This is a genomic window from Streptomyces decoyicus (assembly GCF_019880305.1).
In the GTDB taxonomy this organism is placed as follows: domain Bacteria; phylum Actinomycetota; class Actinomycetes; order Streptomycetales; family Streptomycetaceae; genus Streptomyces; species Streptomyces decoyicus.
The window spans coordinates 5381202-5393566 of the sequence record NZ_CP082301.1 but is presented as its reverse complement, the minus strand read 5'-3'; the positions used below and the strand labels follow the sequence as shown (position 1 = coordinate 5393566).

Here is a 12365-nt window from a genome sequence, read left to right as displayed (position 1 = left end):
GAGGCACTACATGTCTGCCGCAGCAGTCGAGCACCCTCATGACGGCAAGCTGCCCAGCCTGCTCGAGGTGGCCGCACAGCTCACCGAGAAGCTCCCTGGCTACCGCATCGAGATCATCGGCGGAGACCTCACCGTGACGCCGCCCGCCGACGGCCCGCACGCCGATTCGCTGACCGACCTCATCTTCGCTTTCGCTGCTGCGCACGGAGCGGAGACACGAGTGGCCCAGGCCATGGGCGTATGGCTCCCCGACGGCCCCGAGGACTACGCCATCCCCGACCTCGCCGTCGTCGACGCCGACTACCGCGATCACCTCGTGGCGGACAACTGCTACGACCCGGTTGTCTTCCGGATGGTGCTGGAAGTGACGTCTTCCAACTACGCCACCGACCTCAAGACGAAGGTCGCCGCGTACGCGATCGCCAAGATCCCGGTCTACGTCATCATCGACCGCAAGAAGGACCGCATCCACACCCTGACCGACCCGTTCGCCAACGAATACCGCAACCACAGCGTGCACGCCCCCGGCCAACGCGTCACGCTCCCGGATTCCATCGGCGCCGAGATCACACTCGACGTCGAAGCAATCCTCTCGGTCGCCCGCCCCTGACCCTCACCCCCCGGCCATCCGCACCGGCAGCCCCCGCAGCGCCCCGCGCAGGGCGCCCGCGAACTCCTCGAACTCCTCCTGGCGGGCGGCGCCCGTCCGCATGGCCAGGGCGATCCTCCGCGAGGGTGCCGGGTCGGCGAAGTAGCCGGTCGTGAGCTGGTCGTTGCGGCCGGTTTCGACGCGTAGCGCGGTCCGTGGCAGCAGGGTGACGCCGAGTCCGCCGGCCACCAGCTGCACCAGGGTGGACAGGCCCGCCGCGCTGGTCGTCACGGGGGTGTTCTCGTCCCGGCCGGCCTCCCGGCAGATGTCCAGGGCCTGGTCCCGCAGGCAGTGGCCCTCGTCGAGCAGCAGCAGGTCCAGTTCCTGGAGGGCCTGGCGCGGGATGTCACCGCGGCCGCCGAGCCAGTGCTCCTTGGGGGCGACCAGCACGAAGTCCTCGTCGAAGAGCGGTAGTTCGGTGACCTGCGGGACGCCCAGGGGCACGGCGAGCAGGAGCAGGTCGAGACGTCCGCGGGACAAGCCGTCCAGGAGGGAGGCGGTCTGTTCCTCGTGTACCTGGAGGTCCAGGTCGGGGTAGGTCTCATGGACCAGCCGCAGTACCGCGGGCAGCAGATACGGGGCGACGGTCGGGATGACACCGAGCCGCAGCACGCCCGTGAACGGCGCGCGGGCCGCCTCCGCCTCCTCCAGCAGATCACCGACGGCCTCCAGGACCGTCCGGGCCCGAGCGGCCACCCGCTCCCCCGCGGGCGACAGCAGCACCTTGCGCGTCGTACGCTCCAGCAGTTGCACTCCGAGGGTCTCCTCCAGCGCGGAGACCGCCCCGGACAGCGCGGGCTGGCTCATACCGATCTCGGCCGCCGCCTCGCGGAAATGCAGATGCTCGGCCACCGCCACGAACGCCCGCAGCTGGGCCAGGCTGGGCTGGCGGGGCCTGCCGCCCTGACTCGCCGGTGAAGCCACTGATAACCACCTCCGATCAACATCAACCAGTCTAGCTATTTCCCTGATCAATGCCTGCTGTGCCACTGTGTAACCCGTCCAAGCCTCAAGGAAAGTCCTCAAAAGGGACTTTCTGCGCAACAAGGAGAGTACGTGCTCACTGTCGGTGACAAGTTCCCCGAGTTCGACCTGACCGCCTGCGTTTCGCTGGAGCAGGGCCAGGAGTTCGAGCAGATCAACCACAAGACCTACGAGGGCAAGTGGAAGATCGTCTTTGCGTGGCCCAAGGACTTCACCTTCGTGTGCCCCACCGAGATCGCCGCCTTCGGCAAGCTGAACGACGAGTTCGCCGACCGTGACGCCCAGGTCCTCGGCTTCTCCGGCGACTCCGAGTTCGTGCACCACGCCTGGCGCAAGGACCACCCGGACCTGACCGACCTGCCCTTCCCCATGCTCGCCGACTCGAAGCACGAGCTCATGCGCGACCTGGGCATCGAGGGCGAGGACGGCTTCGCGCAGCGCGCCGTCTTCATCGTCGACCAGAACAACGAGATCCAGTTCACCATGGTGACCGCCGGTTCCGTCGGCCGTAACCCCAAGGAGGTCCTGCGGGTCCTCGACGCCCTGCAGACCGACGAGCTGTGCCCCTGCAACTGGTCCAAGGGCGACGAGACCCTCGACCCGGTCGCGCTTCTCTCGGGCGAGTAATTCTCCGCTAGCGAACTGGAGGCTGATCTGACATGGCTCTCGACGAACTCAAGTCCGCCGTACCGGACTACGCCAAGGACCTGAAGCTGAACCTCGGCTCGGTCATCGGCAACAGCGACCTGCCGCAGCAGCAGCTGTGGGGCACCGTACTGGCCTGCGCGATCGCCTCGCGCTCGCCGAAGGTGCTGCGCGAGCTGGAGCCGGAGGCGAAGGCGAACCTCTCCCCCGAGGCCTACGCCGCCGCCAAGTCGGCCGCCGCCATCATGGCGATGAACAACGTCTTCTACCGGACCCGGCACCTGCTGTCGGACCCGGAGTACGGCAACCTGCGCGCCGGTCTGCGGATGAACGTCATCGGCAACCCGGGCGTGGACAAGGTCGACTTCGAGCTGTGGTCGCTGGCCGTCTCGGCCATCAACGGCTGCGGCATGTGCCTGGACTCGCACGAGCAGGTGCTCCGCAAGGCCGGTGTGGACCGCGAGACGATCCAGGAGGCCGTCAAGATCGCGTCCGTCCTGCAGGCCGTCGGCGCCACGCTGGACGCCGAGGCCGCGCTCGCCGAGTAATTCACGGCACGCGCGACGCGCTCCGACAGAAACCCCGCAGACAGGACGTCTGCGGGGTTTCTGTGTGTCCAGGGGCCGGTGGGACTACTCCGGGGGCTCCTCGGTCCGGCGCGGCACCGGGGGCGGGGTCGGCGCCACCGAGATCGCGGTGGCACCGCGCGGGGCCACCGACATCCGTAGCGCCTGTTCCCTGGAGTACGAACGGAGGTAGCCGACCACCGTGTTGGTGACCGCGACCAAAGGCACCGCGACGACCGCACCGCCGATGCCCGCGATCAGCCCGCCCGCGGCGACCGACAGGATCACCGCCAGCGGATGGACCCGGACCGCCCGGCCCAGGATGAACGGCTGGAGGACGTGGCCCTCGATCTGCTGGACGGCCAGCACGACCGCCAGCACCATCAGGGCCGTGAACACCCCGTTGGCGACCAGCGCGATGACACACGCCAGCGCCCCCGAGACCACCGCGCCGACCAGCGGGATGAAGGCGAACAGGAAGATGAAGACGGCGAGCGGGACGGCCAGCGGCACATTGAGGAAATAGAGGCCGATACCGATGAAGATGGCGTCGATCAGGGCGACGACGACCGTGCCGCGCACATAGGCGGTCAGCGTCCGCCAGGCCCGCGGCCCGGCGCCCGCCACACCCTCGCGGGCCGCGCCGGGGACCAGCTTGAGCAGCCAGTTCCAGATCCGCCGGCCGTCGTAGAGCAGGAAGAGCGTGGTGAACATCGCCAGCAGGATGCCGGTGAACACCTCCAGGACGACGGTGACGCCCTCCAGGCCGACCGAGGTGATCGCCTCGGTGTTGGCGCCGACCGCGTCCTGCAGGTTCTTGGCGATGTGGTTGATCTGAGACTCGGTCACATGGAACGGGCTCTTCAGCAGCCAGCCCTTGAGCTCGGTGATGCCCTCCTGGATGCGGCTGGAGACCGAGTCGATGTTGTCCTGGACCTGCCAGACCACGAACCAGCCGACCAGACCCATGACCACGAACCCGCCGATGAAGGTCAGCGCGGTGGCCGGCCCGCGCGGCAGCCCGCGCTGGCGCAGCCACGCCACCGTCGGCTGGAGCAGTGCGGTGATCAGCGTCGCCGCGATGAAGGCCAGCACGACCAGTTCGATGGTGGTGATGACCCGGGCGAGCACCCACAGCGTGGCGGCCAGCACCAGCAGCCGCCAGCTCGCCTCGGCGGCGACCCGTACGCCCCACGGCACCGCATCGACCGGGTCCGGGCGGGCCGCGACGGCGGGCGCATAGGAGGGTGGCGGGGGAACGTTCTCCGGCGGTACGGCGGACTGGGGCGGCGGCGAGGGGAGTTCCGTTGCGGGATGCGGGACCCCGTCCGTCGCTTCCGGCAGCTGCTTACGGGCGACGGTGAGCGCGCCCAGCGCACCGTCGCGCGCCGGACCGTCGTCCGCCGCGCCGTCGGCCGCGGGGGCGTCCGCGTGCCCGGCACGCCTCAGCTCCGGCTCCCCGGCCTCCCCCGAGGAGTCCGACGGGCTCCCTCCAGGGGGGACCCCCTCCGCGGCTTCCGCCCGGCGGCGTTGTTCCTCCAGCCGCTGCGAGAGCCGGGTCAGACCGGCACCGAGGCCGCCGACCCACTGAGGCAATCTGGACATGTGCCTTCCTCTTCCCCTCCCACGCGCCACAACCTGACGGGCACGACGTTACCTGCGCCGGACGCGCGAAACCCCCGACGCTGCCGCGTTCGGGGGTTTCGGAAGTGCGGTGGTACTGCCGGCGGGCCTAGTACCAGCTGTTGGCCTGCCAGAACGACCAGGCACCACAGGGGCTGCCGTAGCGGTCGTTCATGTAGTTCAGCCCCCACTTGATCTGGGTGGCCGGGTTGGTCTGCCAGTCGGAGCCCGCGGAGGACATCTTCGAGCCGGGCAGCGCCTGGACGAGGCCGTAGGCACCCGAGCCGGCGTTGGTGGCCTTGTAGTTCCAGCCGGACTCGTGGTCCACGATGTTGCTGAAGCACTGGAACTGGTCGCCCGCCATCATCTGGCGCGCCATGGCCTGCGTCTCGGCAATGGTGTACGAGCTCTTGCCTACGAGGTCGCCCAGGTCGCGCGAGGAGGAGCGGGACGCGGCCAGCTCCTTCTTGTCACGCGCGTCGGCTTCCTTCTTGGCCTTTGCCTGGTCCGCCGCTTCCTTCTTGCTCTGCGCGGTCTCAGCGGCAGCCTTACGAGCCGACTCCTGAGCGGACTTCAGCGCTGCCGTGTCCGCCTGGGTGGACTGGTCGTCCGCCTGCTGCGTCAGGGAAGCCGTCTGCACCTGGGCCTGTGCGCCTGCGGGGATGTCGGCGATCGTCGCGTCGGCAGCTGCGGCCTCGGTGTTGCCGACCGAGGCAGGCTCGTTGCCTGCAGCGACGCCGACCACGGCGCCGACGGTGGTGACCGCGGTGGCGGATGCCACGGCGAATCCCCGGACCGAGATCCGGCTCACACGTTTTCCTTCCAGCATCGCCCGCATAGGTGACCTCGCGGGCGCAATCGTGCCCCTGACGCTGACCTCCCCTTGTTCCGGGCCCTGTTGAGCGGGCGGGTCCGGCTGGTCACGGGAGGCACTGGCCCGGTACGTCCCCCTCGGGGTCCGCGTGGTGCTCGGGCGGCATACGGCGCATCGCTATGAAGTTCGTTGGTTCTACACACCGCTGGGGGTGCTTGATGCCGTATGCGGGGCCTGACAGGACCCAGACTCTGCCCGACCAGGACGCCGGGAGGCAATTCCCCACTGGGTGTGAAAGCTCACACCTCGTTTACGGCAAATGATTTTCGGATATCCACTCGCAGCACAACGCCGCCCGGCTAAGCTCCTTCGCTTTGCCGGGCGGCGACGCGTTCACAACCGGTCAGATCCGGCCTTCCTCCAGCATTTCGGTCACCAGCGCCGCGATCGGCGAACGCTCGGAGCGGTTCAGCGTGACGTGGGCGAACAGCGGATGCCCCTTCAGCTTCTCGACGACCGCGACCACGCCGTCGTACCGCCCGACCCGGAGGTTGTCGCGCTGCGCGACGTCATGCGTCAGCACCACCCGGGAGTTGGCGCCGATACGGGACAGAACCGTCAAAAGGACGTTCCGCTCCAGCGACTGGGCCTCGTCCACGATGACGAACGCGTCGTGCAGCGACCGCCCGCGGATATGGGTCAGCGGCAGCACCTCCAACATGCCGCGCCCCACCACCTCTTCGATGACGTCCTTGGTGGTCACCGCGGACAGCGTGTCGAAGACGGCCTGAGCCCAGGGGCTCATCTTCTCCGCCTCGCTGCCCGGCAGATAGCCCAGCTCCTGCCCGCCGACGGCATACAGCGGGCGGAACACCATCACCTTGCGGTGCTGCCGGCGCTCCAATACGGCCTCCAGGCCCGCACACAGCGCCAGCGCCGACTTGCCCGTACCGGCCCGGCCGCCCATCGAGACGATGCCGACGTCCGGGTCGAGCAGCAGATCCAGCGCGATCCGCTGTTCGGCGCTGCGGCCGTGGATCCCGAAGACCTCCCGGTCGCCCCGCACCAGCCGGACCGCACCGTCCGCGGTGACCCGGCCCAGCGCCTTGCCGCGCTCGGACTGGAGTACGAGTCCGGTATGCACCGGAAGTTCGGAGACTTCCGGTACGTGCGCGGTCTCGGCGGCGAACAGGCCGTCGATCTGTTCGGCGGAGAGGGTCAGCTCGGCCATCCCCGTCCAGCCGGAATCGGTGATCGCCAGCTCGGCGCGGTACTCCTCGGCCAGCAGCCCGACCGAGGACGCCTTGATGCGCAGCGGCAGATCCTTGGAGACGACCGTGACGTCGTACCCCTCGGCCTGGAGATTGCGCGCCACCGCGAGGATCCGCGAGTCGTTGTCGCCGAGCCGGAAGCCGGCGGGCAGGATCCCGGGGTCGGAGTGGTTCAGTTCGACCCGGAGCGACCCGCCGAGATCCCCGATGGGGATGGGCGAGTCCAGCCGCCCGAACTGCACCCGGTACTCGTCCAGCAGGCGCAGCGCCTGCCGCGCGAAGTAGCCGAGCTCGGGGTGGTGCCGTTTGGCCTCCAGTTCCGTGACCACCACGACCGGCAGCACGACTTCGTGCTCGTCGAAGCGGGCCATGGCTCCTGGATCCGCCAGCAGGACACTGGTGTCGAGTACATAAGTGCGCCGGTCGTGCTCACGGCGCTGCTTGATGTTCACCACGGGTGGACGAACCCCCTCGGATGAGGTTGGGGTGCGACGGCGTCGCGGGGCGGTGTTCTCCCGGGGCCACCGCTTTCCCAGCTACCGCTGGGCGGCGTCCCCGGGACCCCCGGCCATCTAGTGACCGGACCGGGCTCGGACCACAATGCGCGGACCGAACACCGGCCCCCCGCGTCGACCGTGCGGTGCGCACGGACCTCCGTGATGTGCAAAGGGCCTCCCGGGCGGACGGCCCCATGCCGTCCGCTGAGATGCGGCGCCCGATGGCTTGTTCCGGACGCCGACCTGGAAGGGATATTCCCTCGAACCCCCGTAGCCATGCCACGGCATATGACGCACGGTCGATGAACCTTGGGTTACGCGTGCTCGCCGAGCGGCGGCGGCGCCAATGTGGTGCGCGAGTGGAGGCTGCGTCAGAAGAGGCCCCGCCAGCGGCACATGGGCCGGCGGGGCCTGGTGACGCCCCGCGACAGTGGGGACGTCAAGGACTTCAGGGGATGTAACGGGCGTACGGGGCGTAACTAACCCGCCTGGCGGTACGGGGCGAGGCGCCTAGAAGCCGTAGCGCCGGTGCCGGGCGGCGTAGTCGCGCAGGGCACGCAGGAAGTCGACCTTCCGGAACGCCGGCCAGAAGACTTCACAGAAGTAGTACTCCGAATGGGCGCTCTGCCACAGCATGAAGCCCGACAGCCGCTGCTCGCCGCTCGTCCGGATCACCAGGTCCGGGTCGGGCTGGCCGCGGGTGTAGAGGTGCTCGGAGATCAGGTCGATGTCGACGATCTCGGCGAGCTCCTCGAAGGAGGTGCCGCGCTCGGCGTGGTCCAGCAGCAGCGAGCGCACCGCGTCGGCGATCTCCTGGCGGCCGCCGTAGCCGATCGCGACATTCACCATGACGCCGGTGTTGTCGCGGGTGGCCTGCTCGGACTCCTTGAGCACCTGCTGGGTGGCGGTGGGCAGCAGATCGCGGTTGCCCACGTGGTGGACCCGCCAGCGGCCGTCGGCGGCCAGGTCCCGGACGGTGTTCTCGATGATGCCCAGCAGCGGCTTCAGCTCGGCCTCGGGCCGGTCCAGGTTGTCCGTCGACAGCAGCCAGAGCGTGACCACCTCGACATCGGTCTCCTCGCACCAGCCGAGCAGCTCACTGATCTTGGCCGCACCGGCCTGGTGGCCCTGCTCTGTCGTCCGCCCGTCGGCCCGCGCCCAGCGCCGGTTGCCGTCCAGGATGACGCCGACGTGCTTGGGCACCTGGGTGTGATCCAGGCGACCCTCCACCCTGCGCGCGTACAGCCGATAGGCCAGATTGCGCAGTGCAGGCGGATACGGGATGCGCATCCCGGAAGATCGCAGCATGTGTGGTCCAGCCCCTCCGTGCCAATGGCGGTCGCCCCGTCGCCTCAAGTGGGCAACTTTACTTCTCAGCTGTGACGACAGCCCAATCAGGTAGGTCACAAGTACGTGATAGGGAGTTGAGCATGACTGGCACCGACTACCGCGCAGCGGATTCCCGCTTCGACTCGATGACGTACCGTCGAACGGGTCGCAGTGGACTCAAACTCCCCGCTATCTCCCTTGGACTCTGGCACAACTTCGGTGATGACCGCACCCTGAGCTCCCAGCGGGACATCCTGCGCCGCGCCTTCGACCTGGGTGTGACCCACTTCGATCTGGCCAACAACTACGGCCCGCCCCCCGGGTCCGCCGAGCTGAACTTCGGAAAGATCTTCGCGCAGGACTTCCGCGGCTACCGCGACGAGATGATTCTGTCGACGAAGGCCGGATATCTGATGCACCCCGGCCCCTACGGCGAATGGGGTTCTCGGAAATATCTCCTCTCGTCGTTGGATGCCTCACTGAAGCGGATGGGTGTCGATTACGTCGATATCTTCTACTCGCACCGTTTCGATCCCGAGACCCCGCTCGAGGAGACGATGGGCGCCCTGGCCTCCGCCGTCCGGCAGGGCAAGGCGCTGTATGCCGGGGTTTCCTCCTACAACGCCGAGCAGACCCGTGAGGCGGCCGGAATCCTGCGCGCCATGGGTGTCCCCGCGCTGATCCACCAGCCCTCGTACTCGATGATCAACCGCTGGACCGAGGACGATCTGCTGCTGGACACCCTCGAAGCCGAGGGCATGGGCTGCATCTCTTTTGCGCCACTTGCGCAGGGCATGCTCACGGACAAGTACCTGCACGGGATCCCCGAGGGCTCGCGCGCCTCGCTGGGCAAGTCCCTGGACCCGGGCCTGCTGTCCGACGAGGTCGTACGCCGCCTCCGCGGCCTGAACGACATCGCCGCCCGCCGCGGCCAGTCGCTGGCCCAGCTCGCCCTGGGCTGGGTGCTGCGCGACGCGCGGATGACCTCCGCCCTGATCGGCGCCAGCAGCGTCGCCCAGCTGGAGGCCAACATCGCCGCCCTCGATGCGCCCGCGATCACGGACGCCGAGCTCACCGAGATCGACGAGTTCGCGAAGACGACGGACGGCGTGAACATCTGGGCGCGGCGCTAGCAAGTAGGCCTTGACCCGTCCGACGGGCGCCGGCGCCTGCCGGGCGGTCCCGTCGGCCACTGCGCCGCCGGTGCGCGCACGAGCGGGTGCCGACAAAAAGCGGGCCGGTCCGTGGGGGGGATACGGACCGGCCCGAGGGGGGGGTTTCCACCATAACCCCGCGGGGGCGATGCTTCGTGCACCGGCGCGCGCGGCGGCGTGGCTCGGGCTCGCCCGAGGGCCGGGAGCAGGGAAAACGGCCTGCGGAAGGAATCCGTCCGGTGCGGGTGTCCGGCCCGGTCGGGCAAGCCCCCACCGGGTGCGTGGCCCCGCGTACGGCGGGACCACCCGGCGCGGGGCCGCGGTCAGACGGCCGCGGCGGCGCCCAGGAGCAGCCCGCAGAAGGCGCCGAGGATCATGAAGGGCCCGAGCGGCATGGCCGTCTTCCGCGCGCCGGGCCGGACGAGCATCAGCCCCGCACCGTAGAGCGCGCCCAGCAGCACCCCCGCCGCGCCGCCGGTGACGAGGGTCCGCCAGCCGTACCACCCGAGGGCGATCCCGAGCCCGACCGCCAGCTTGACGTCGCCCAGGCCGATCCCCCGCGGGTTGACGGCGTAGAGCAGGAGGTAGCCCGCGCCGAGGAGCAGGCCGCCCAGCAGGGCCCGCCGCCATGCCCCGCTCTCCCCCGTGAGCCAGCCGCCGAGCCCCAGCAGCGCCGCCGCCACCACGGCGAGCGGCAGCGTCAGCTCGTCCGGGAGGCGCCGGACCCGCCAGTCGACGGTCACCAGCAGCACCGCGACCGGTGCCATCACCAGCCAGGCGACGAGTTCCGGCCGCGGCCCGGTGGCCGCCGCCAGGGCCGCACAGGCCAGCGCGGTGGCCGCGGCCGTCGGCAGCACACCCGGCCCGTACGCCCCGCAGTCCGGGCAACGCCCCCGCCCCAGCCAGCCCCGCGCCACTCCGGTGATCGCGTGCCCCTCGGGGCAGACCGCGCGCCACTCCTCCTCGGGCTCGACGGCCATCCGGTGGGCGGGCCGCGGTATGAGCAGCCCGGCCGCTGCTCCGTAGACGGCGGCGAGAACCATCAGCATCACTGACACGCGTCGACCCTAGGGCGTCCGGCTCCGGGCGGCCGGGCGGATGAGGAGCACGGAGCTGATACAACGCTGTGCATGGCGCGTTGGGAGAACGGCCCGGGGGTCCTGTACGGGGCGGATGCCGGTATTCCGGTGGAGATCGCGGCGTCCTACCGCGCCCGCACCCGCGGGTTGCTGGGCCGCGAGGGCATCGAGGGGGCGCTGTTGCTGACCCCGGCGAACAGTGTGCACACGTTCCGGATGCGGTTCGCGATCGATGTCGCCTATCTGAGCCGGGACTTCACGGTGCTGGCCGTACGCACCATGCGTCCGGGGCGGCTGGGGCTCCCCCGCCTGCGCGCCCGGCACGTCCTGGAGGCGGAGGCCGGCGCGATGGCGCGCTGGGGCCTGCGCCCCGGCCTCCGCCTCGGTGTCGGACCCGCCCGCTGACGGGCGGGGGTCCCGCGGCCTACACAGTGGCGTACGCGGGGCGTTCGACGGCGGGCGCCTCGTCCCGCCCCTTCCGCCGCTCCAGTGCCGCCGCCCACCCCGTGGCCGCCAGGGCGAGCACGCCGGTGCCGGCACCGACCCAGGCCACCGAGGTGAATCCGAGGCCCGCGTCGATGGCCAGACCGCCCAGCATCGGGGTGAGGGTGATCCCGACATTGAAGGCCGAGGTGTTCAGGGCACCGGCCAGCATCGGCGCCCCGGGCGCGAGGCGGAACACCCGTGACTGCACCACCGGGTTGACGACGAATGCGGTGAATCCGAGGACGAAGACCAGGGCGATGGTGGTGCCGAGGCCACCCGCCGTCAGCGCGAGGGCAGCGGAGGTGACGGTGAGCGCTCCGACGCCGAGGAACAGGGTCCGCAGCGGCACCGCGTCGGCGATCCGCCCGCCGAGCGACACCCCGGCCAGTCCGCCGACCCCGTACAGGGCGAGCACCACCGGCACCCACTGCGCGGGCAGGCCGCTCACCTCGGTCAGCAGCGGGGCGAGATAGCTGAAGGTGACGACCGCCGCGCCGAAGGTCAGCGTGGTGACGAGGTAGGACACCCACAGCGCCGGCCGGGCCAGCCCCCTCATCTCGCTTCGTACGGAGAGAAGTTCACCGTCGGCGCCGTGTCCCCCGGGCAGCACGGCCCGCAGCGAGAGCGCGCTGAGCACGGTGAGCGCGGCGACGCCCCAGAACGCCGCACGCCAGCCCGCGTGCTGGCTGAGGACCGTACCGGCCGGCACGCCCACGATGGTGGCGAGGGTGAGCCCCATGGCGACCACGGACAGCGCCTTCCCCTTGGCGCCCGGCGGCACCAGGCTCACCGCCGTCGCCGCGGCCACCGCCCAGAACCCGGCGTAGGCGAGGGCGCTGACGATGCGGGTCGCGAACAGCACCCCGTACCCCGGTGCGAGCGCACCGGCCACATGCCCGGCGACGAAGACGAGTTGGAAGGCGACCAGGGCGGTACGGCGCGGCACCCGCAGCGTGGCCACGGCCAGCACGGGTGCGCCGAGGACCATGCCGACGGCGAAGGCGGAGACCAGCAGGCCGGCGTCGGGGATGGAGACGCCGAGATCGGTGGCGATGTCGGGGAGGAGGCCGGAGAGCATGAACTCCGAGGTGCCCTGGGCGAAGATGCCCAGGCCCAGGAGGTAGATCGCAAGTGGCATGACAGGGGGCTCCGTTATGGGGAGGGGGAGAGAAGGTCCGGTGGATCGCAGGCACGTTTTGGATCGATCAGTTCAAAATGAGGGCAGGGTGCGGCCCGGCGAAGGGGGGCAGGGGAAGAGGAGGGAAAGG

Annotated in this window: 12 protein-coding genes; 5 read left to right on the top strand and 7 right to left on the bottom strand. The window is 70.1% G+C overall.

Translation table 11 applies throughout. The features are described 5' to 3' along the window. Positions 1–10: 10 nt before the first annotated feature. Positions 11–610, top strand: a complete 600-nt coding sequence (locus tag K7C20_RS23875; protein ID WP_030084282.1) for a Uma2 family endonuclease — start codon at positions 11–13, stop codon at positions 608–610. 3 nt (positions 611–613) lie between these two features. Here K7C20_RS23875 and K7C20_RS23870 read toward each other — a convergent pair whose 3' ends face one another. Next, on the bottom strand, positions 614–1573 hold the full coding sequence (locus tag K7C20_RS23870) for a LysR substrate-binding domain-containing protein (protein WP_048829774.1): 960 nt from the start codon (positions 1571–1573) through the stop codon (positions 614–616). Between the two features lie 132 nt (positions 1574–1705). On the opposite strand from K7C20_RS23870, the gene K7C20_RS23865 reads away from it, so the two are divergent. After that, positions 1706–2260, top strand: a complete 555-nt coding sequence (locus K7C20_RS23865) for a peroxiredoxin (protein ID WP_030084285.1) — start codon at positions 1706–1708, stop codon at positions 2258–2260. A gap of 32 nt (positions 2261–2292) precedes the next feature. After that, complete coding sequence (locus tag K7C20_RS23860) at positions 2293–2826, top strand: alkyl hydroperoxide reductase (RefSeq protein WP_030084287.1); 534 nt, start codon at positions 2293–2295, stop codon at positions 2824–2826. An 84-nt stretch (positions 2827–2910) separates the two neighbouring features. Here K7C20_RS23860 and K7C20_RS23855 read toward each other — a convergent pair whose 3' ends face one another. From K7C20_RS23855 to K7C20_RS23840, 4 genes are all read right to left on the bottom strand, one after another. Next, entirely contained in the window at positions 2911–4449 is a 1539-nt protein-coding gene (locus tag K7C20_RS23855) for an AI-2E family transporter (RefSeq protein ID WP_030084288.1), read from the bottom strand. Positions 4450–4576: 127 nt separating this feature from the next. Beyond that, positions 4577–5278: an aggregation-promoting factor C-terminal-like domain-containing protein gene (locus K7C20_RS23850; RefSeq protein WP_030084290.1), complete on the bottom strand. Its 702-nt coding sequence runs from the start codon at positions 5276–5278 to the stop codon at positions 4577–4579. A gap of 406 nt (positions 5279–5684) precedes the next feature. Next, entirely contained in the window at positions 5685–7007 is a 1323-nt protein-coding gene (locus tag K7C20_RS23845; RefSeq protein WP_030084292.1) for a PhoH family protein, read from the bottom strand. A gap of 552 nt (positions 7008–7559) precedes the next feature. Then, positions 7560–8339, bottom strand: coding sequence for an isoprenyl transferase (locus tag K7C20_RS23840; protein WP_030981419.1), 780 nt, complete (start codon positions 8337–8339; stop codon positions 7560–7562). A 140-nt stretch (positions 8340–8479) separates the two neighbouring features. Between K7C20_RS23840 and mgrA the strand changes: the two genes are divergently transcribed. After that, positions 8480–9511: an L-glyceraldehyde 3-phosphate reductase gene (gene mgrA / locus K7C20_RS23835; protein ID WP_030084303.1), complete on the top strand. Its 1032-nt coding sequence runs from the start codon at positions 8480–8482 to the stop codon at positions 9509–9511. 344 nt (positions 9512–9855) lie between these two features. Here the strand turns inward: mgrA and K7C20_RS23830 are convergent, their stop codons facing one another. Continuing rightward, complete coding sequence (locus K7C20_RS23830; protein ID WP_078953470.1) at positions 9856–10581, bottom strand: prepilin peptidase; 726 nt, start codon at positions 10579–10581, stop codon at positions 9856–9858. A gap of 81 nt (positions 10582–10662) precedes the next feature. Between K7C20_RS23830 and K7C20_RS23825 the strand changes: the two genes are divergently transcribed. Continuing rightward, positions 10663–11016, top strand: coding sequence for a DUF192 domain-containing protein (locus K7C20_RS23825; RefSeq protein WP_030084308.1), 354 nt, complete (start codon positions 10663–10665; stop codon positions 11014–11016). A gap of 19 nt (positions 11017–11035) precedes the next feature. Here the strand turns inward: K7C20_RS23825 and K7C20_RS23820 are convergent, their stop codons facing one another. Then, the gene (locus tag K7C20_RS23820; protein WP_030084310.1) at positions 11036–12235 is read right to left on the bottom strand and encodes a Cmx/CmrA family chloramphenicol efflux MFS transporter; all 1200 of its coding nucleotides are present in this window, start codon (positions 12233–12235) and stop codon (positions 11036–11038) included. Between the last annotated feature and the right edge of the window lie 130 nt (positions 12236–12365).